The organism is Puia dinghuensis (genome assembly GCF_014642875.1).
GTDB lineage: Bacteria > Bacteroidota > Bacteroidia > Chitinophagales > Chitinophagaceae > Puia > Puia dinghuensis.
Genome location: NZ_BMJC01000001.1, coordinates 557885 through 578338 on the forward strand (window position 1 = coordinate 557885; position 20454 = coordinate 578338).

At 55.0% G+C, this 20454-nt stretch carries 13 protein-coding genes; 8 read left to right on the forward strand and 5 right to left on the reverse strand.

Annotation, left to right across the window (positions count from 1 at the left end):
• Positions 1-80: 80 nt before the first annotated feature.
• Both IEY39_RS02015 and IEY39_RS02020 read right to left on the reverse strand, forming a co-directional pair.
• Positions 81-1964, reverse strand: coding sequence for an ABC transporter ATP-binding protein (locus IEY39_RS02015; RefSeq protein ID WP_229688730.1), 1884 nt, complete (start codon positions 1962-1964; stop codon positions 81-83).
• Positions 1900-3663, reverse strand: coding sequence for an ABC transporter ATP-binding protein (locus tag IEY39_RS02020; RefSeq protein ID WP_188927992.1), 1764 nt, complete (start codon positions 3661-3663; stop codon positions 1900-1902). Before IEY39_RS02020 ends, IEY39_RS02015 begins: the two co-directional genes overlap by 65 nt.
• 132 nt (positions 3664-3795) lie before the next feature.
• Between IEY39_RS02020 and IEY39_RS02025 the strand changes: the two genes are divergently transcribed.
• Together IEY39_RS02025 and IEY39_RS02030 are read left to right on the forward strand one after the other, a co-directional pair.
• On the forward strand, positions 3796-5760 hold the full coding sequence (locus IEY39_RS02025) for a glutaminase family protein (protein ID WP_188927994.1): 1965 nt from the start codon (positions 3796-3798) through the stop codon (positions 5758-5760).
• Position 5761: 1 nt separating this feature from the next.
• Entirely contained in the window at positions 5762-8044 is a 2283-nt protein-coding gene (locus IEY39_RS02030; RefSeq protein ID WP_188927996.1) for a GH92 family glycosyl hydrolase, read from the forward strand.
• A gap of 277 nt (positions 8045-8321) precedes the next feature.
• Here IEY39_RS02030 and IEY39_RS02035 read toward each other — a convergent pair whose 3' ends face one another.
• Positions 8322-8792 (reverse strand): hypothetical protein, encoded by a 471-nt coding sequence (locus IEY39_RS02035; protein WP_188927998.1) that lies wholly within the window; start codon positions 8790-8792, stop codon positions 8322-8324.
• Between the two features lie 70 nt (positions 8793-8862).
• Complete coding sequence (locus tag IEY39_RS02040; protein ID WP_188928000.1) at positions 8863-9360, reverse strand: hypothetical protein; 498 nt, start codon at positions 9358-9360, stop codon at positions 8863-8865.
• A gap of 101 nt (positions 9361-9461) precedes the next feature.
• On the opposite strand from IEY39_RS02040, the gene dusB reads away from it, so the two are divergent.
• Genes dusB through IEY39_RS02055 form a run of 3 tightly spaced genes read left to right on the forward strand, consistent with a single transcriptional unit; the run spans position 9462 to position 13384 of the window.
• A complete protein-coding gene (dusB, locus tag IEY39_RS02045) occupies positions 9462-10499 on the forward strand; it encodes a tRNA dihydrouridine synthase DusB (RefSeq protein WP_188928001.1) in 1038 nt (345 codons plus the stop codon).
• Between the two features lie 42 nt (positions 10500-10541).
• Complete coding sequence (locus IEY39_RS02050; RefSeq protein ID WP_188928002.1) at positions 10542-11972, forward strand: glycoside hydrolase family 30 protein; 1431 nt, start codon at positions 10542-10544, stop codon at positions 11970-11972.
• On the forward strand, positions 11972-13384 hold the full coding sequence (locus IEY39_RS02055; protein WP_188928003.1) for a glycoside hydrolase family 30 protein: 1413 nt from the start codon (positions 11972-11974) through the stop codon (positions 13382-13384). Before IEY39_RS02050 ends, IEY39_RS02055 begins: the two co-directional genes overlap by 1 nt.
• Position 13385: 1 nt before the next feature.
• Here the strand turns inward: IEY39_RS02055 and IEY39_RS02060 are convergent, their stop codons facing one another.
• Positions 13386-16076, reverse strand: a complete 2691-nt coding sequence (locus IEY39_RS02060) for a glycoside hydrolase family 127 protein (RefSeq protein ID WP_188928004.1) — start codon at positions 16074-16076, stop codon at positions 13386-13388.
• A gap of 177 nt (positions 16077-16253) precedes the next feature.
• Here IEY39_RS02060 and IEY39_RS02065 point away from each other — a divergent pair, with 177 nt between their 5' ends.
• The 3 genes from IEY39_RS02065 (at position 16254) to IEY39_RS02075 (ending at position 20448) form a co-directional block, all read left to right on the forward strand.
• A complete protein-coding gene (locus tag IEY39_RS02065; RefSeq protein ID WP_188928006.1) occupies positions 16254-17195 on the forward strand; it encodes a GlxA family transcriptional regulator in 942 nt (313 codons plus the stop codon).
• A 61-nt stretch (positions 17196-17256) separates the two neighbouring features.
• On the forward strand, positions 17257-18021 hold the full coding sequence (locus tag IEY39_RS02070; RefSeq protein WP_188928008.1) for an NAD(P)-binding domain-containing protein: 765 nt from the start codon (positions 17257-17259) through the stop codon (positions 18019-18021).
• A gap of 30 nt (positions 18022-18051) precedes the next feature.
• Entirely contained in the window at positions 18052-20448 is a 2397-nt protein-coding gene (locus IEY39_RS02075; protein ID WP_188928010.1) for an ABC transporter permease, read from the forward strand.
• Positions 20449-20454: the final 6 nt, after the last annotated feature.

Sequence of the window (20454 nt, forward strand, 5' to 3'; positions counted from 1 at the left end):
GGTTTTGCCGTCAATGTAGCCCCGAATTCTGGTTGAAATCTGGATGTCGGGCCTTCGGCCAGCGGGCCCCTGCTGGATAATCAACTTACCCTTTTCCCTTCCAGCAGCATGTTGACGGCCTGGTCGAGGCTCCCAGCGCGGGTGATATCCCCGGAATTGACAAAAAAGATCTCGTCGGCGTTCTCGATGGTATTCAGGCGGTGGGCAATGATGACCCGGGTGGTAGTGGCCGGTAGCCGCCGCAGGATGTCTTCCAGCATTTTCTCCGTAACGGTGTCGATGTTGGCGGTAGCCTCGTCGAGGATGAGCAGTTCGGGGTTGCGGAGGACGGCGCGGATGAAGGCAATCAGCTGTTTCTGGCCGAGGCTGATGCTATCGCCTGCCGCGAGCACCTTTGTATCGAGGCCTTCGTCGAAGCGGGCGAGCAGGGTCTCCAGGCCGGCGCGGTGCAGGGCTTCTTCGAGCTGTTCGTTGGTATAGTCCTTATACTCTTCGTTGCCGTATAAGATGTTGTCGCGGACAGTGCCGGTGAAGAGGAAGGGTTCCTGGAGGATGAAGCCGATCTTTTGCGCGCGTTCGCGCGGCGTATAGGTGCGGATATCCCTGCCATTTAGCAGTACGACACCTTCCGTCGGATCGTAGAGCCGGGCGATGAGCGAGGCTGTTGTCGTTTTGCCGCCGCCTGTGGGTCCTACGAGGGCATAGGTCTTGCCTTTCTCCATGTGGAAGCTGTTGTGGCGCAGGACGTCCTTGCTACCGTCATAACGGAAAGAGACATCCTTGAACTCGAGCACGACAGTGCTGCCATTGCCGGAGATGCCGTTGCCCGATGCGGCGGCGGTGACAGGGAGGGTCACCAGGTCGGATTCGAGGGAGAGTATCTGCGAGATGCGGTCCCAACCGGCGATGGCTACCTGGAAACTGGCCCACAACGCCGCCAGCTGCCGCAAGGGGTCATAGAAGTAGGACACGTACAGGATAAAGCTGACCAGGAAACCAACCTCCAGGTGACCGGTGCTTACCAGGTAGACGCCGTACAGCAGGACGATCATCTGGCCCATGCTGGCCAGCAGGCCATAGACGGGGGTAAAGATATTGTTCGCGATGCCGGCCTTGATAGCGGAGGAATAGTTGTGTTTGTTGGCGGCATCGAAACGCTGGCGGAAGTAATCGCGGCGATTGAAAGCCACTACGACCTTAAAATTCCCCAGGCTTTCCTGGATCTCCGCGCTCATGGCGCCGGTGGCTTTGAGGGCGACGGCGTTCTTTTTCTTTACCCAGGGCGACAGCAATTTTGTATAGATCCACATCAGCGCTGCCGGGGCGAGGGTTGCCAGGCCGAGACGCCAATTGAGCCATACCAGGGCAATACCGGCGCCGGTGAGGATAAAGATGCTGGAGACGAATTGCATCAGCGACTGGGAGAAGAACTGGTTGAGCTTGTCGGTATCGTTGTTGATGCGGGAGATGAGGTCACCGGCCTTGTTACGGGCGAAGAAAGCGACCGGCAACTCCTGCAATTTGTTGAAGATGGCATTGCGCAGGGTGAAGAGCAGGTGCTGGCCAAAACCGCCCATGAAGATGGTACGCAGGTACACCGCGGCGAGGTTGACCAGGTAGATCACCAGCAGGCAGGCACAGACGGTAAGGACAAGTCCATACCCACTGCCCTGCAGGACATGCCAGCCGAAAATGTCAAGGGAAGTCGCAGCTGCCTTGTGCAACAGCACCTTGTTGATGGTAAAGCCGATGAGCACAGGCGGCACCATGCTCAGGATCGCATAGATGACCATCGTCACGAAAGCGAGGATCAGCTTTCCACGCTGCTCGGGCAGCAGGCCCACGAGTTTGCGCAGGGCCGGCAAGGTCTTGCTCTTGGGTTGTCCTCCGGTGAGGCTGTTAAGATTGTAATTCTGGCTGCTCATAGTGGCTGGTGCTTCTTTGTGATTGATAGATCTGTACATATTCCGGGCAAGTCGCCATTAATTGGGAATGAGTGCCGGTGGCGATCATTTCTCCTTCCATCAGTAAAACGATTTGGTCATAGTCTTCGATGGAAGCGATCTTCTGCGTGACCGACAGCAGGGTGATACCGGGATAGTTCTGCCGGACATTGGCCAGGATCTTCTGTTCGGTCTGGGTATCCACGCGGGCCGTGAAATCGTCCAGCAGGAGGATGCGGGGTTCGATGGCCAGGGCGCGCGCCAGCATGATCCGCTGCTTCTGGCCGCCGGAGAGGGTAGTACCCCGTTCGGAGACGACGGTATCCAGTTTTTCCGGCAAAGAGTCGATAAAGTCTTTCAGCTCTGCGGTGGCGATGGCTTTCTCCAGCGATTCGTCGGTGACGGCATCGCTGAAGGCGATATTCTCGCGGATGCTCATATTGAAGATGATGCTGTCCTGGAAGACGAAACCGACCTGCTGGTGGAAATCTTCTTTTTTATACTGCTCCAGTGGTTGTCCGTCGTACGTTACTGTCCCCTTGTTGGGTTGGTTGAGTCCGATGAGCAGGTAGAGCAACTGCGTTTTACCGGCTGCGGTAGGGCCGATGACAGCCGTCTTCGATGAACCCGCGACGCTGAAGGAGATGTCTTTCAGGGCATATTTTTCGCCAAAGGCGACCGACACGTCATTGAGCTCAATATTTCCTTCCAGGCCGCTGACCAGGGTGCCGGTCTCTACCGGGTCGGGGATATTGAGGACGCCGCTGATGCGCCCGTAGGAAGCCTGGGCCTGGGCGATGACATTGCTCATAAACCCGATGACCAGGATGGGGAAGATGAGCATCGTGAGGTAACTGTTGAAGGCCGAGAAATTACCCAGTGTCATCTGTCCCCCGATGACATAGTGACCGCCGAGGGCGAGGATGGTCAGGGTGGCGAGGTTAGCCGTGAAGATGATCACGGGGATAAGGGAGGCGAACAATTTCAGGATGCGCAAACCGAGATTTAGCGCTTTTGCATTTGCTTCGAGAAATTTCGCGTATTCCAGTTGCTGGGAATGGATCACCCGGATGAGGGCTGCGCCGAGAATACTTTCATTGATCACTTTATTAAGCCAGTCGATGACCTCCCGGCTGGCCTTGAACAGCACCCGTACTTTTTTTAGAATGATGTAGAAAGTAAAGCCGATGATGGGGATGATGGCGATGACACAGAGTGCCAGCTGCCATTGGATCCTCAACATGAGGATGCTGGCGCCGAGGATGATAAAGACGGAGGAGCAGATGGAGACGACGGCCTGCGAAACAAACATTTTGATGGAATCGACATCCGCCGTCAGGTTGGTCAGCAGCTTGGCGGGGTTGGTCTTTTGCAGAAAGCTGTAGTTCTGTCTCGAGATGCGGTTAGCCAGCTGCGTGCGAAGATCGCGCGCTACTTTTTCGGAAGCAAAGGTCTGGATAAAGCTCATCCCATAAGCGAAGAGAAACACGCCGATGGAGGCGGCGAGAAATTCCCATACGATGCCGTGTACGTCCCATTTATGACCGACGAAGGCATCGATGCCCTGGGCGATGATCTTTGGGATGGTCAGGCTGATGCTGTTCATGACGAGGGACAGCACCACCAGCAGCAGGATAAGCCGGCGATAGGGTTTTAGCAATGCAAAAAGACTGGGGCCCTTTGGTTTGCCGGTATGTTGGGATGGCTTTTCTTTACTCATAACGTCGGTAAAATTAGGAAAATAAGCAACGGGGTGAAGACGATTCCCGGAAGCCGCAGGAAAAGGACGGTGGATGGGGGGTAAATGTCGGTGGAAGGATTATATTTGCCCCTTCCCAGGCAAAATCAACATATGAGAAAAATACTATTGGGTCTTTTTCTGCTGCAGCAATCAGCCATTGGTCAATTACGGCAGATGCCCGCCTACCCGTTGATAACCCATTCCACTTATTTTAGTGTATGGTCTTTCACTGACACGCTAAGCAGCCAGGAGACCCGGCATTGGACGGGTAAGCCTCAGCCGCTGTTGGGTGTGCTTACCGTTGACGGCAGGCGCTATCGTTTTCTGGGCAAGCCGACACTGGAAGACAGCAGCCTTTCATCGACCATCCCCGCCGAGCAGCAATGGGTAAGCGTGAATGCCACACAGACCAAATACCAGTTCGCCTGCGGCGGCGTCGATCTGTCGCTGACGTTTACCTCTCCTTTATTTTTGAACGATCTGACGCTTTTATCCCGACCCATCACGTATATTTCTTTCCGCTTGCGAAGCAATGACGGCCAGACCCATAGCGCTCAACTATATTTCGGGGTCGCCGGTGTGCTGGCGGCGAATACTCCCGACCAGGAATTGAAAATAGATAAAGGAATGACGGGAGGGCTTGCCTATCTAAGGGCGGGGACAAAGGAGCAACCGGTGTTGAAGAAGAAAGGAGACGATCTGCGCATCGACTGGGGCTATGTCTATGTCGCCACACCTGCCGAGCAGGGTCTTGTGCAAACCATCGGATCGGGGTTTCTGCATACGGGTTTTCCCTCGGTGAAAGTGGGCGAAGACCCCGTAGAGAAATTGATCCTTATAGGTTATGACGAACGGTATTCGGTGGAGTTCTTCCATAGGAAGCTGGTACCGTGGTGGCGCAGCCATCCCGAGGCAGGCGTAAAAAAACCGACCATGGACGGGCTGCTGCAGACGGCTTATGCCGGTTATGACAAGATATTGTCGCGTTGTGATACCTTCAACAAAACGATGTATTCCACAGCGCTCACCGTGGGAGGAGAACACTATGCCGATGTTTGCGTGGCAGCTTACCGTCAAAGTATTGCCGCACATGCGCTGGTGAAGAGCCCGAAGGGAGAGTTGCTCTTCCTGTCCAAGGAGAATTTCAGCAATGGCAGCATCAATACGGTGGATGTCACCTATCCTTCCGCCCCGTTGTACCTGTTGTATAATCCGCACCTGCTGGAAGGGATGCTCAACGGCATCTTTTATTACAGCGAGAGTCACAAGTGGAAGAAACCATTTGCGGCGCACGACCTGGGGACCTATCCCATTGCCAATGGACAGACCTATGGTGAGGACATGCCGGTGGAAGAATGCGGCAATATGATCCTGCTCACCGCGGCCATCACCAGGGCCGAGAACAAGGCCGACTATGCCCGACGGCATTGGGCGACCCTTACTACCTGGGCGCATTATTTGGAAGTGAACGGCTTTGATCCGGTGAACCAATTGTGTACTGATGATTTTGCGGGACATCTGGCGCGCAATGCAAATCTCTCCATAAAGGCCATCGTCGCCCTGGGCGCCTATGGCTGGATGGCAGGACAGCTGGGAATGGAAGCGGAAGCCCAAAAGTACAAGGGGCTGGCGGCGGGGCTGGCGAAGAAATGGATGACCCTCGCCGATGCCGGCGATCACTATGCGCTGACCTTTGACCGCAAAGACAGCTGGAGCCAGAAATACAATTTGGTATGGGATAAGCTGCTGGGCCTGCAGCTGTTTCCTACGGAGGTGTATGAGAAAGAAGTAGCCTGGTATTTAACCCATCAGGAGCCCTTCGGTTTGCCGCTGGATAGCCGAAAGACGTATACCAAATCGGATTGGATTTGCTGGACGGCGAGTCTAACGTCCCGGCCGGAAGACTTTACCGCCGTGATCGACCCGATCTATCGCTATCTTACGGAGACCCCCAGCCGGGTACCGCTTAGCGACTGGCATGAGACGACCAATGGCCGGCAGGTGGGATTCCAGGCCCGGAGTGTAGTGGGAGGGTATTTTATCCGGTTACTCGACTATCAATGGAATAATAAATAATATGCGGCAATTCTTTTCAGTATGTATCCTGGCCCTGCCCGTGCTGGCCACGGCGCAGGACAACCTCCTGCAATATGTCCATCCGATGATCGGCACACAACGCATGGGGCATGTCTACCCCGGAGCCACTTCCCCTTTTGGCGCCGTTCAGCTGAGTCCCGACACCGACACCATCCCTTATGAGGTGAATGGTAAGTATAACCCTGATGTATATAAATACTGTGCCGGCTATCAATATGACGACAAAACGATCGTGGGGTTCAGCCATACACATTTCAGCGGTACGGGCCATTCCGATCTGGGGGATTTTTTGGTTATGCCAACGGTGGGTGAGCTGAAACTGAACCCTGGTGTTGCCAGCCAGCCGCGGAGCGGCTTTCGTTCGGCTTTTAGCCATGCGACAGAGACGGCAGAGGCCGACTATTATAAAGTAAGACTGGACGATTATAATATTCTCGCGGAGCTGACGACGACGACAAGAGTGGGTTTTCACCAGTATACATTCCCTGCTTCCGACCAGGCGCATATCATCCTCGACCTTGTGCATGGGATCTACAATTACGAGGATAAGAATGTATGGACCTACGTCCGTGTGGTAAATGATACCCTTGTAACAGGGTATCGACAAACAAGCGGCTGGGCCCGGACGCGGACAGTCTATTTTGCCATGACATTCTCCAAGCCTTTCTATCAGTACGGGGCCCGCAAGTACGACCGGAGACAGGCTTATCACGGTTTCTGGGGGCACTTCGATCAGAACCATAATTTCCCCGAACAGGCAGGGCGGCAGATGCGGCTTTATTTTGATTTCCGGACGCAGGAGGGAGAAAAGGTCAAGCTGAAATTCGCCCTGTCGCCGGTGAGTATGGAAGGAGCATTGCTGAATCTCCGGACGGAGATCCCGGGGTGGGACTTCGAGGCGGTAAAGCGCGAGGGGCAGGCGGCCTGGAATAAGGAGCTGAGCAAGGTGCAGATCGATGCGGACCAGGACGATAAGGAGAATTTCTATACATCGATGTACCATGCTTTTATCAATCCCACGGTATACATGGATGTGGATGGAAGCTATCGCGGGCTTGATCAGCAGGACCATAAAGCCGATGGATTTGTCAACTATACCACCTTTTCGCTATGGGATACTCATCGTGCCCTGCATCCTCTTTTCAACATTTTGGAGCCGGCGCGCAACGCCGATATGATCCGCAGCATGCTGGCGCACTACCAGCAGAGCGCTGAGCACATGCTGCCTGTCTGGGCACACTATGCCAATGAGAACTGGTGTATGTCGGGATATCACGCCGTATCTGTGATCGCAGACGCGATCGCTAAGGGAAATACGCCATCCAATGATTTTGCCAACCAGGCCCTGGATGCCTGTATCGCCACTTCCACGCGGCGCAGCTTTGAAGGATTGGGGGCGTATATTGATAAGGGGTATATTCCCTCGGAGCAGGACGGCGTATCCGTATCTTCCACGCTGGAATATGCCTATGACGACTGGTGTATCGCCCAGGCAGCGAAGAAGCTGGGCCGGATGGATGTCTATGCCGTCTACAGCAAAAGGGCGGAGAACTACAAAAATGTATGGGACCCTTCCGTGGGGTATATGCGACCGCGGCTCGGCGACGGGAGCTTCCGAAAAGACTTCGATGTGCTTACCACCAATGGCCAGGGTTTTATCGAGGGCAATGCCTGGAATTACAGCCTCTATGTACCTCATGATCCCAAGGCGTTGATAAGCCTCTACGGCGGCAATAAGCGCTTTGTACAGCATCTCGACTCTCTTTTCACCATGGAACTGCCAGATAAGTTCTTTGCGGAGACAGAGGATATCACCCGGGACGGCATCATTGGCAACTATGTACATGGGAACGAACCTTCTCACCATGTGGCCTATCTGTACGACTGGACGGATCAGCCCTGGAAGACGCAGGAGCGGGTGCGGATGATCCTGAAAAAACAATATGGTCCGAGGCCCGATGGGTTGGGTGGGAATGACGATTGCGGTCAGATGAGCGCCTGGTATATTTTTACGGCCCTCGGCTTTTATCCCGTGGCGCCGGGTTCAGACCAATACGCCCTTGGCAGTCCGGCGGTAACGCGGGCGTCGCTGCTGCTGGAAAATGGCAAGACATTTACAATAGAGACTGACAATCAGGGGGATAAAAACGTATATGTGCGGAAAGTGACGTTAAATGGCCAGCCGCTGACCCGGCATTATATCACCCATGCAGAGATTATGAATGGGGGAAAACTGGTGTTTTATATGAGTGCAAAACATTAGAGATGTCTTCCCGGGCTTGGAAATATCCGGTTTTTTTCATATATTAGATAGGTGTAATTGATTATTGTCAAATTAAATTTCCGTCATATGAAAAAAGCAACACATTCCATGCACGGCAGCGCAGCCGCTACAACGATACTGCTGGCCGTTGCGTTTATTGGTCTGGTTATGTTCTTATCATATTTGTTTATTTCCGGCAACAGCTAAGGGCCGATCTGACCCATACAAAAGGCCGACTTCCCCAAGTCGGCCTTTTTTTATTGAAATCATTTGCCACTCAGGGATTCACCGTATAGGTGATATTGAATTTACCATTGGTGATAACTACGCTGTCATTGACATTGGTGGTGTCGTGTGCAATGGCATTAAAGGTGCCGGTCATCTTATGGGCGAAGCTATCCAGGGAAGTGATGGTCGCCTGCACCTGCCTCTTTGAACCGAAGGCATCATACTCGATGCCTTTGTCGGAGTAGGTGAGGACCAGCGAATCCGACGTAAAGGTTTTGTTGACGGGCAGCGGGTAGGGCAGCGTCAATTGGAAAACGGAGGTGTCTTTGTTTTGCCGGGAATAGCTGTAGATGGCGTACAGGTTGAGGGAGCTGGAGAAGGCTGCAAGTGTGCTCGTGCTCTGATAGGTGCTGCTGCCAACCGTAGCGGACAAGGTGCCGGAACCGGAGGACGGATTGTTGTTCTTGCCGCATGCGGCGATGAGGAGGAGGGAGAGAAGAGTGAAGACCGTATATCGCATCAGTTTTTGGGGTAAAAGTATACAAAAAAGGCCGGCGTCAGCCGGCCCATATGAGAGATTTATAGAAGATTTAGGGCTGAACGATGTACGAAGTATTGAAATTACCGTTGGTAACCACGACGCTGTCATTGTTAGCTAACGTATTGTAAAGGGTGCCGGTGAAGTTTCCCGCGATCTTGTGGTTCGTGGAATCCAGTGAAGTGACGGTCAGGGATGCGTGGCCGGTACCGTAGCCGGCATAGTAATCCTTGCCGTTGAGGTGATAATAGTCGATGGCAACAGGGAAACCGGTGGCATTGCTGGAAATCGCCGTGTTGAGGGTGAACGGAGGTTGTATGATAATACTCATTACCACCGTATCATGGTTATTGATGGAATAGCCGCCAAGTTCAAAAATGGTACTGTCCGTGGAATACCAGGCGGTGGTAACGCTGGAACTGAAACCAACCCCGCCGACGTTGGCGGAAATGGCAGCGGAATTGGTGTTGCTTTTTTTACAGCTGGTGGTGAGAAGGAAAAGGGCGGTCACGGCAGAGATGGCGACAAGGGTAAATTTTTTAAACTGCATAGTCAGGAATTTTTTATAGGAAATTGTGTTACGCGCTAAAAACGCGGTTGCTACCGGTTTATTGCTATTCATGGATAGCCGATTTCCATTAATTTTGCCCAATGGTCTCGATCGGAAATATTGTCCTCACGGAGTCGCCGCTGTTGCTGGCGCCCATGGAAGACGTCAGCGATCCGCCCTTTAGGGCTGTTTGCAAAGCTTTTGGGGCTGATCTCACCTATACGGAATTTATTTCGAGCGAGAGCCTGGTCAAAGGGGCGATCCGCAGCCGCAGGAAACTGGACATCTTTGCGAACGAGCGGCCGGTGGGCATCCAACTGTATGGCGGCGACGAAGACAGCCTGGCGCTCGCATCTGCCATCGTAGAAGCTACGAACCCTTCCTTGTTGGACATCAATTTCGGCTGCCCGGTGAAAGGCGTTGTCGGCCGCGGCGCCGGGGCAGGGGTATTGCGCGACCCGGACAGGATGGTACGGTTGACGGAGGCCTGTGTGCGATCGACCCGGCTGCCAGTGACGGTGAAGACCCGGCTGGGGTGGGATGAGGGTTCCAAAAACATCCTGGATGTAGCCGAAAGATTGCAGGATGCCGGGATCCAGGCCTTGACCATCCACGGCAGGACACGGTGTCAATTATACAAGGGCGAAGCCGACTGGGACCTCATCGGGAAAGTAAAGAACAATCCCCGGATGCGAATCCCCATCTTTGGCAATGGGGATATCGACAGTCCGCAGAAAGCGCTGGAATATACCAACCGTTATGGAGTGGATGGCATCATGATCGGCAGGGCCGCGATTGGGTATCCCTTCATCTTCCGGGAAATAAAACACTACCGGTTGACGGGGGAAATGCCGCCGGCGCCTACCGTCGAAGAGCGAGTGGCTGTGTGTCGGATGCACCTTGAAGGAGCCTTATCCTGGAACGGTCCGGCACAGGGTTTGAACGAAATGCGCGGTCGCTACGCCCACTATCTCAAAGGGCTGCCGGGCATCCAGGAGTATGTCCGCCGGCTGGTGCGGTTGCCGGATGCGGACAGCGTTGCAGCGCTACTAAGTAAAATAGAAGCAAGCTATTGCGGCTATGTGACGGAGGCTCACCCGATAAAACTGGTGGATTATCATGCAAATTGCGCCTTGTAGGTTCATAAAAGGCCCTACCTTTAAGGCCCTTAAATTTCATACATGTTCAAAACTAAAAGCCTGCTGGTAATGGCAGCGACCCTGGCAGGGTCGCTGGCCATGGGACAGCAAAAAACGATCACTGTCTACACGACTGCCGCCAACACCTCTTTACGCTTAACCGAGAACGGGAAATTAGATTTCTCCCCTGGCCGGCAACCGCTGGAGACCGAACCCTTTGTTCTTGTCGACCCTTCTTCTCCCTTTCAGGCCATCATCGGCATCGGAGGCGCGCTGACAGACGCCTCGGCCGAGACCTTTGCCAAATTGCCAAAGGACAAGCAACAGCAGCTGATGACCGCTTATTACAGCACCAGTACCGGCATCGGGTATACGATGGCCAGGACCAACATGCAAAGCTGTGACTTCTCCAGCGGCAGCTATAGCTATGTTGCCGACAACGATGCCGTTTTAAAGACCTTTAGCGTAGCCCACGACGAACAATTCAAGATACCGCTGATCAAACAGGCGCTGGCCGCTTCCGGCGGGAAATTAAAATTATTTGTTTCCCCCTGGAGTCCGCCCGCCTGGATGAAGGACAACAATAGTGTTACCGGCGGGGGTAAGTTGAAACCCGATATGGACCAGGCCTGGGCCAATTTCTTTGTGAAATTCATCAAGACCTATGAGGCCATGGGTATCCCGGTGTGGGGGCTTACGGTGCAGAACGAGCCGATGGCAAAACAGAAATGGGAGTCCTGTATCTTCACCGCGGAAGACGAACGCGATTTTATCAAGAACTTCCTCGGACCCACGTTGCAAAAAGCGGGGCTTGGGGAGAAGAAGCTCATCGCCTGGGACCACAACCGGGACCTCATCTACCAGCGCGCCAGCACGATACTGGAAGACCCTGCAGCGGCAAAATATGTCTGGGGCATCGGCTTTCACTGGTACGAGACCTGGACGGGCGGCCCCATGCTGTTCAACAATGTCCAGCTTACCCATCAGGCTTTCCCGTCGAAGAACCTCATTTTTACCGAAGGCTGCAAAGAGAGTTTTGTGTTTGACAGCCTCCAGGCCTGGTGGCTGGGCGAAAAGTATGGCTATTCCATGATCAACGATTTCAATGACGGCGCAACGGCCTGGACGGACTGGAATATCCTGCTGGACGAACATGGCGGCCCCAACCATGTCGGCAATTTCTGCTTTGCCCCGGTGCATGCCGACACGCGGAACGGACAACTCATCTATACCAATGCCTTCTATTATATCGGGCATTTTTCAAAATTTGTCCGGCCGGGCGCCAGGCGCATCGCGGTATCCACCAACCGGGCCACGTTACAAACCACGGCGTTTGTGAACAATGATGGCAGCATCGTTGTCATTGTCATGAATACGACGGATGCGCCGATGTCTTATCATTTGATGTTGAAAGGACAGTCTGCCGCCGCCGAAAGTTTGCCACATTCTATCGTCACGTTAATTATCAAATAATGATATCTGTTCTTAGGACGGCCCTGACAGGGGCTGTGCTCAGCTGTACCTTGGGAACTGTTTACGCGCAAAAGGACAAACAGGTGACCATCTGGCTCACCGACGCTTCGCAGTCGGTGTTCTTTCAGCAACAAGCGGACGGGCAGCTGGAGAAAGGCAGCTCTTTCCCATCCGATCCGGTGATCGCCATCGATGAAAAAAAGACCTTTCAGCATGTCGATGGTTTTGGCTGGGCCCTGACGGGTGGTAGTGCACAGCATATCATGCAGATGAGCCCTGCGGCCCGGACGGCCCTGTTGAAGGAGCTTTTTACGACAGACAGCAATCACATCGGGGGAAGCTATCTGCGGGTGAGCATTGGCGCATCCGACCTCAGCGATCATGTTTTTTCCTATGACGACCTGCCGGCAGGGCAGACCGACACGGCGCTGACACATTTCGATCTGGGGCCGGACAAGAAGGATGTGATCCCCGTTCTGCAGCAGATTATCCAGGTGAATCCCGAGATCAAGATACTGGGCTCCCCCTGGTCGGCGCCTGCCTGGATGAAGAACAACCATGACACCCGCGGCGGCAGCCTGTTGCCGCAGTATTATTCCGTATATGCCAACTACCTGGTGAAATACATCCTTCAGATGCAGCAGCAGGGCATCGGCATCGATGCTTTGACGGTGCAGAACGAACCCTTGCATCCCGGAAACAATCCCAGCATGTATATGCCGGCGGCAGCGGAAGCGGCGTTTGTCAAACTCCTGGGACCCGCCATCGACAGAGAGCGGCTGGATACCAAGATCATCGTCTACGACCATAATGCAGACCGGCCGGATTACCCGGATTCCATATACCATGACCCCGGTGCGGCGAAATGGGTGGATGGAGCGGCTTTTCACTTATACGGCGGGAAGATCGAAGCCCTGACGCCGCTGCATGATTCTTTTCCTGACAAGAATCTCTATTTCACCGAGCAGTGGGTTGGCGCGCCCGGTGATTTTGCAAAGGACATTCCCGAGCATGTCGACAAGCTCATCGTCGGGGCGATGCGTAATTGGTGTAAGACGGTGATCGAATGGAATCTCGCAGCCAATTCCAAATGGGAGCCGCATACCGATCGCGGTGGTTGTGACCGGTGCCTGGGGGCCGTCACCATCGATGGGGATGTGGTAAAGCGTAACCCGGCCTATTATATCATCGCGCATGCCGCCAAATATGTCCGGCCGGGATCGTCGCGCATCGTTTCCAATTCAGATGAGACGCTGCCCAATGTGGCTTTCCGTACGCCGACGGGGCAGGCGGTGCTTGTCGTGCTGAACAACACGGCCGCGCAAAAAGGATTTACGATAGAGCTGCGAGGCAAGCGACTCCATACAACGCTGAACGGCGGCGCAGTCGCGACCTACGTCTTCCAACTCTAGCCTATTTTTTTATCCATACGATGGAGACTGGCGGCTTGTTGCCATTCTCAGGTGTCGGTGTCGGCGCTACCCGGTTCATGCGGGCGTAGTTAGGCACGGCCACCAGCGGCGATCCATCTGCCCATTTTCCTTTTATGACCATGACCCCATGCAACAGCTGCTGATCCCACTCGACCGTCAGCGGAAGAGGTCCGATGGACTGGTTGATGTCCTTGTTGTCGGCGGCCTCGACGTTATAGAGCAGGGGGCCATAGCGCAGGGCGACACGACCACGATCGGCTGCGATCTTATCATCAGCGGTCACCTGCTGGATGGCCATCGGTAATTCCAACATTATCTTATCGCCTTTCTTCCATGTGCGGCGAATGATGGCATACCCGTGTTCGATGGCGGGTTTCAGCGACTGGCCATTGACGGAAAGCGAGACCAGGCCGCTCACCTGTGGCTGTGGAGTGTAGAGCTCGCTTGTAGTGCGGTTGGGTACCCGGACATAGACCGTGAAGTTGGCCGCCTTTGCCGGGTTGACGGTGATGGCCACCTTGCCACTCCAGGGATAGTCGGTCTGCTGTACCATCTCGACATCCGTGCCGGCTACTTTTTCCACTTTGATCCTGCTGCCTATGAAGAGGTTGACGTAGAGTCCATCGTCTCCACGGACATAGGCCCACGTGGGCATCATCAGCAGGGTGCGGGGAATATTACCGACGCAGCAGGGACAGTCATGCCATCCATAGCGGGGCTGGGATGTCGACAAAGGATTGGTATAGGTGAAGTCCTTACCGTCCAGGGAAAGGGAGCCCAGCAGGGCATTGTAAAGCGTTTCTTCATAGAGGTCGGCATACTTCGCATCATGATAGGCCAGGTTCATTTTGTATTCGAAAAAGATGAGCCCGCAACTGGAGCAGGACTCGCAATAAGCGGAGTTGCGGAGGGAATAGTCGGGACCAAAGCCTTCGGAGGTCTCGCCACTGCCGATGCCGCCGGTGATATAATACTTCCGGTTGACCATATCATCCCATAGGGAAAGCACCGCGCTTTGATAATCCACGTCCTTCATTTCTGCGGCGACATCGGCCATCCCGGAATAGTTGTAGGTCGCACGTACAGCATGTCCTACGGCTTCGTACTGCTCCTGGACGGGGACGTGGCTCTGGTCGTATTCACTGCCGTTCTTCCGGTTGTCGAGCAGGAATTTGGCCAGGCGGATATAGTTGTCGCCATGGCCCTGGCCTTCCATATCGTTGACGAAACGGCCAAAGCGGACGAGGGCCTGTTCCATCTCCTGGTGACCGTCGTACCAGGCGATCTTCCCCGGGCCGATGTTGGCTACCCAGCAGTCGGCAAGGCGTTTGGCTGCGTTGTACAGCCGCTTGTCTTTCCCTTCCGTCAGGGTATAGTGGTTGATGGCCGATTCGATGAAATAGCCTGAGACATAGCCTTCATGGTTCCACCGGCCTTCGGGCGACCAGCGATGATGCCAGGTGCTGGTGTCGCGGAGGGTCCAGGCCGTCTGGAGGTAGCCGTCGGGTTCCTGTGCAGCGAGGATGATCGGGATCCATCTTTCCAGCGTAGCCTTCATCTTTTCCTGTGCGGCGATGATGGCGGTGTCGCCTTTTGGATCGACCATCAGGGCTTCGCACATCGCTTCCACTGTCTGATGCACCCAGGCATTGGCGAAAACATAGCCTTTATGCTTCCCATGAGGCTCGCCACGGAGGGCTTTTGCCGCTTCGATAAAGTTATCCAGACCACCTTCGCCGGTGGTGAGGTCGGTACGTTCGCACTGGGCGATGCACCAGGGGATCCAATGGGTGATAATGACCTTGGCCCGATCGTTCCAAAGCCGGCTGTCGATGCTGTAATGTTTTGTATAGACTACATCCAGTCTTTTGGCAGGTGGTGGGAGGGCGACCCTGACGTGGACATTCTCGCTGGCGGGAAGATCTCCCTGCCAGGCCGTGTAGGTGAGGGTATAGTCTCCGGGCGTGGAAAAGGTGGCGGTGACATCGGCGGCAGTGGTGCTGCTGAAGCTGACCGTGCCGGGGCCCGAAGCTTTTGTCCATTCCACCCGGGTGACGGGATGTACCGAGCGCGTATGGCCGGAAAGATATGTTTTGCCGTCGAGCATCACGTCGCGATCGGGGCCAGGCAACACCAGCGGGGCGATGGGGTGGGAGTGTTCCGACTCGGCGACTGTCCATTCGGCGAGGGTGGAGTTATAGCGATCGATGGAATCCATGACGAGGCGCAGCCGGGTGGTCGTCACTTCATCAAAGGTGGTGGAGTTGAATTTGCCGGGTTCGAGGCCGAGTCCGGCGGGGTTGTGGACGGGCTGAAAGACGGCGCCATCCCAGTATTCCACGTGATACACGCCGGGTAGTTTTGCCAGATGGGTATAGTCCCACCAGAAGACGGCTATCTGCCGGGTAGTGACGGGTTGTTTCCATTCGTACTGTACCCACTGGTTAGCCTGGCGGTGAGGCTGGGGATAGCGGGGGTCTCCCGGTGGAGTGGGGGTTTCTCCGTCATTGAGCGTGGTGAGAATAGTGGCCGGCCGGGCCGAGCCGGTAGCGGTGGCCACGACGGCAAGATTGGCTTCACTGGTTGTCCCCGTTGTCTGGGCTGAGGCGGGCAGGAGGGCGGCGGAGAGCAAGCATGTGCCGATGCAGAGGGACAGGAGGAGGTGGTTCATTTCCTTCTTAGGTATTAGGTATTAAATGTACGAAAGACATTTGATACCGGCTGACCAATAATTCACTGAAACCAACCTGATTTTAACTGCCGTGAGCAATGATGGCCCGATCTGTCGCCCAGCCGTCCTTGCGATGGTGGGCAGATGGAGCTATCTTTGAGGAATAATGCTGTTTCTATGGCCACTACCAGTAAAGTCGTCTTCTTTGTCCCGCCCGGTGTACATCTGCTGGATATGTCGGGTCCAAGCCAGGCTTTTCTTGCGGCCGGGCAGATGCTGGCCGGTTATCCCATCGAACATTGTTCTTTCCGGGAATCTATCATCGACTCCACCGGACTTCGCGTTTGCGGGCTTGCGCACTATAGTGCCGTCAAGCTGCAGGCAGGTGACTTTCTTTTTCTTCCGGGTTATAGCAGCCGGCTGCTGACGGCGGGCGAAGACCAAAAAGAATGGCAGGGAGTGTATGCCTGGCTGCAGCGGGAGGCGGAGAAGGGCGTGCGGCTTTGTTCTGTTTGTACGGGCGCCTTTATCCTGGCGCGGGCAGGGTTGCTCACCGGCAGGCCCTGCACCACCCACTGGAGTCTGATCCCCTTGCTGCGAAAGGAATTCCCGGCTATCGACGTTCGGGAGGATGTCCTGTTTACCGAGGATGAGAATATCTATACGAGCGCGGGTATCAGCTCAGGCATCGACCTGGCCTTGTATCTGCTGGAGGAAGACCAGGGACCATTGCTGGCGCATAAGGTAGCCCGTGAGCTGGTGGTCTATTTCCGGCGGAGCGACCGGCATTCCCAGGAAAGTGTCTATCTCAACTATCGCAACCACCTGCACCGGGGCATCCACGAGCTACAGGACTGGCTTATAGCGAATCTTGACACGCGGGCCACGATCGACCAGATGGCGGCGATGGTCAACATGAGCAGCCGTAATCTTACCCGCACGTTCAAAGTACAGACGGGGATCTCCATCAACCGGTATATTACCTTGTTACGGCTGGAGCTCGCGACCAGCCTCCGTTATTCGCCCGGCATCACGATGCGGGAAATCGCCAGCCGCTGTGGTTTTGCCAACGAACGGCAATTGCAACGGATAATGAAGAGTACGGTTGTGCGGCATTAGGCTGCGGCCGGACGGCGGGTTGTCCACCATTAGTGGGTATATTTGTGTAAAATACAACCCCATGCGAATCGGATTTATCGGAGTAGGCAGGATTTCCGCGGCCATCGTACAGGGCCTCTGCACTTCGGGAGTGGCAGGGTTGGAGATCTTTCTTTCTCCACGGAATACCGAGACCTCAAAGACTTTAGCAGCCAAGTTCGCCCCCGTCACCCGGCTGGAAAGTAACCAGGCGGTGCTCGACAGCAGCTGCATCGTGATCATTGCCGTAAGGCCGCCGCTGGCGGCCGAAGTGCTTTCTGCCTTGCATTTTCGGGAAGACCATACCGTCGTCTCGCTGGTGGCCTTGTTAAAATATGCCCGGCTGCAGCGAATGGTGAGGCCGGCTTCGGTCGTTTGCAGGGCAATACCCCTACCTACCGTGGTGCATCACAATTGTCCTCTCCCGATGTATGGCGCCAGCGAAGAGGTCAAGCGGCTTTTCAGGCATCTGGGTGAGCCCCTGGAAGTGGATGACGAAGACCAGTTGCATGCGCTATGGACGCTGACGGGGCTGATCACGCCCTACTATGAACTGTTGTCCCGGCTCAGCGAGTGGACGGCGGCGCATGGGGTAATGCCGGAGATGGCGGGTGCTTATGTTGCGCGGCTCTTTCAATCCATTTCCTTTCTGGCTGAACAGTCGAAGCCGGTTGATTTTAGCGCGCTGGCGCATCATGCGGCTACGCCGGGCGGCATCAATGAGCAGGCGGGAAAGGAGATCGCGGCAGCCGGAGCGCACGACGTGTGGTCGACTGCGGCGGACAGGGTGCTGCAACGTTTTCATTAAAACGAACGACTTTCCTGTAAAAACAGCAATATGCTCGCCAACTACTTCAAGACGGCCTGGCGCAACCTTTGGAAAAACAGGGTCTATTCGATCATCAACGTCGCGGGTCTGGCCATCGGCATGGCGGCCTGTATGGTGATCATGCTCTTTGTCTTTTATGAGAAGAGTTTTGACAACCAGCATACGAAGAATATCTACCGCCTCAACGAGGTGCAGAAATTCCCGGGCATGGTGGCTTCCCAGAAGGTGGCCCTGAGCATGTTCCCCATGGGGCAGACCATGAAGGCGGAGTTTCCCGGGATCGTCAACTATACCCACATTCGCTGGGAAGACAAATACCAGCTTACTTATGCCGAGCGGCGGCTCTTTTTACCGGAAGTGTTCGAGGTGGACACCGCCTTCTTCCGGATGTTCGACTTCCGGTTGCTGCAAGGCGACCGCGCAACGGCCTTGCAAAAGCCCAACAGCATGGTCCTTACGGCTTCGGCGGCGCGAAAGCTGTTTGGCAGTGAAGACGCCATAGGAAAAACGATCGTGCATTATGGCGGCGATACGGTACTTTTCCGGGTAACGGGTGTCCTCGAAGATGTCCCGGAGAATTCGCAATTCCGGTTCGATGCGCTCAGCTCTTTCAATACGTTTATCAGGGCTGACTGGTCGGACAACTGGGGCGGCAACTGGCTGAACACCTATTTCGAATTAGCTCCCAACACCGATGTAGCCGCCATGGAGAAAAGGTTCCCGGCCTACCTTCAACGGCACATGCAAGGCGATAACTGGAAGAATTATGAGCTCTTCCTACTGCCGCTGAAGGCCGTACATGCCCATGCCGCGGATATCGGGCTCGATTATGTCAACTACCAGAAATTCGACAACAACTATACGAACATCTTTACCGTCATCGCCTTCATCGTACTGGTTATAGCCTGTATCAACTTTATGAACCTGTCGACGGCCAGGTCGGCCGAGCGGGCAAAGGAAGTAGGCATCCGTAAATCCATCGGGGCGCTGCGAACACAGCTTAGCGTCCAGTTTCTCAGCGAGACGGTATTACTCGCGCTGCTGGCGATGGTACTGGCCCTGCTGCTGCTGTGGCCGGCCGTGTTGTATGTCGACACCCTGAGCGATCGGCATCTCGTACTGGTGTTTGATCAGCACCGGTGGATCCCGCTGGTGGTCGTCCTGGCGACGGTGATCGTCGGGCTGCTATCGGGACTTTATCCCGCGGCCTATCTGTCATCCTTCCAGCCGGTGAAGGTGCTGAAGGGGCTGCCGCAGATCGGAAAGAACAAAAGTCTGCTGCGGAATGTGCTTGTCGTCGCGCAATTCGCCAGCGCCGTCTTCCTTATCATCAGTACGGTGTTTGTCTACCGGCAACTAAGCTTTATGCAGGGAAAGGACCCGGGATTCGACCGCGACCAGGTGGTGAATATTACCCTCGATGATATTTCTTCGCAAAAATTCGATCTGCTGAAACAGCAGCTGAGCACCAATGCGGCCATCGCGGGGGTGACGGGCGCCATGGACATCCTGGGAAGCCATCTCGATCAATCCGGTGTGGAATTCAAAGGAGACGGGCCGATGCGGAATCTCACCGCCACGCGGCTCATCACAGACCCTGACTACCTGCGGCTTTACAAGATACCGCTGATAGCCGGTCGGGATTTCTCCCATGAGAAACAGGCCGACGGCCGGGAATACATCCTCAACGAAGCCCTTGCACAGGAATTGCTGAAGGATATGCCTGGCAAGCCGGTCTCCTACCTGATAGGAAGGCATTTCGGGTTCGACTCGGCAGGCGTCATCGTCGGCGTTGCGCGGAATTTCAATTTCAACTCCCTGCATCATACGATAGAGACCTTGTTCCTTTTCAACATGAAAAAATATGGCTTCTACAATTTGTCCGTGAAACTGAAAGGGGGAAAGACCGACCAGGCCATCGCCTATATCCAATCCACCTGGCGGAGTATCTTCCCCGACCGGCCGCTGGAATATCAATTCCTCGATGAACATTTTGCGGAGGTGTACCGGGCGGACAGGCAGGTGAGCAATATCGTGGGTATCCTTGCAGGGCTGGCGATCTTTATCTCCTGTCTCGGACTGTTCGGGCTGGCGTCCTATGCTGCCGAGAAACGGGTCAAGGAGATCGGCATCCGCAAAGTAATGGGCGCGGGCGTCAATACGATCGTGCTACTGTTATCCCGGCATTTTGTCCGGCTGGTGCTATTGGCCAACCTGTTGGCGTGGCCGCTGGCCTGGCTGGCGATGAACCGGTGGTTGCAGAACTATGCTTATCGCGTTCAGCTTAGCTGGTGGGTCTTTGCGGCCGCGGGTGTCGCGGCCTTGGGGATCGCGCTGGCGACGGTGAGCATCCTGGCTATCAAGGCGGCAATGGCCAGTCCTCTGAAGGCGCTGCGTAGCGAGTGAGCCGGG

What these genes read in the sequence shown, in the direction of transcription:
- IEY39_RS02015 (WP_229688730.1), bottom strand. Translation starts at nt 1,964, where the DNA reads ATGTACAGATCTATCAATCACAAAGAAGCACCAGCCACTATGAGCAGC.
- IEY39_RS02020 (WP_188927992.1), bottom strand. Translation starts at nt 3,663, where the DNA reads ATGAGTAAAGAAAAGCCATCCCAACATACCGGCAAACCAAAGGGCCCC.
- IEY39_RS02025 (WP_188927994.1), top strand. Translation starts at nt 3,796, where the DNA reads ATGAGAAAAATACTATTGGGTCTTTTTCTGCTGCAGCAATCAGCCATT.
- IEY39_RS02030 (WP_188927996.1), top strand. Translation starts at nt 5,762, where the DNA reads ATGCGGCAATTCTTTTCAGTATGTATCCTGGCCCTGCCCGTGCTGGCC.
- IEY39_RS02035 (WP_188927998.1), bottom strand. Translation starts at nt 8,792, where the DNA reads ATGCGATATACGGTCTTCACTCTTCTCTCCCTCCTCCTCATCGCCGCA.
- IEY39_RS02040 (WP_188928000.1), bottom strand. Translation starts at nt 9,360, where the DNA reads ATGCAGTTTAAAAAATTTACCCTTGTCGCCATCTCTGCCGTGACCGCC.
- dusB (WP_188928001.1), top strand. Translation starts at nt 9,462, where the DNA reads ATGGTCTCGATCGGAAATATTGTCCTCACGGAGTCGCCGCTGTTGCTG.
- IEY39_RS02050 (WP_188928002.1), top strand. Translation starts at nt 10,542, where the DNA reads ATGTTCAAAACTAAAAGCCTGCTGGTAATGGCAGCGACCCTGGCAGGG.
- IEY39_RS02055 (WP_188928003.1), top strand. Translation starts at nt 11,972, where the DNA reads ATGATATCTGTTCTTAGGACGGCCCTGACAGGGGCTGTGCTCAGCTGT.
- IEY39_RS02060 (WP_188928004.1), bottom strand. Translation starts at nt 16,076, where the DNA reads ATGAACCACCTCCTCCTGTCCCTCTGCATCGGCACATGCTTGCTCTCC.
- IEY39_RS02065 (WP_188928006.1), top strand. Translation starts at nt 16,254, where the DNA reads ATGGCCACTACCAGTAAAGTCGTCTTCTTTGTCCCGCCCGGTGTACAT.
- IEY39_RS02070 (WP_188928008.1), top strand. Translation starts at nt 17,257, where the DNA reads ATGCGAATCGGATTTATCGGAGTAGGCAGGATTTCCGCGGCCATCGTA.
- IEY39_RS02075 (WP_188928010.1), top strand. Translation starts at nt 18,052, where the DNA reads ATGCTCGCCAACTACTTCAAGACGGCCTGGCGCAACCTTTGGAAAAAC.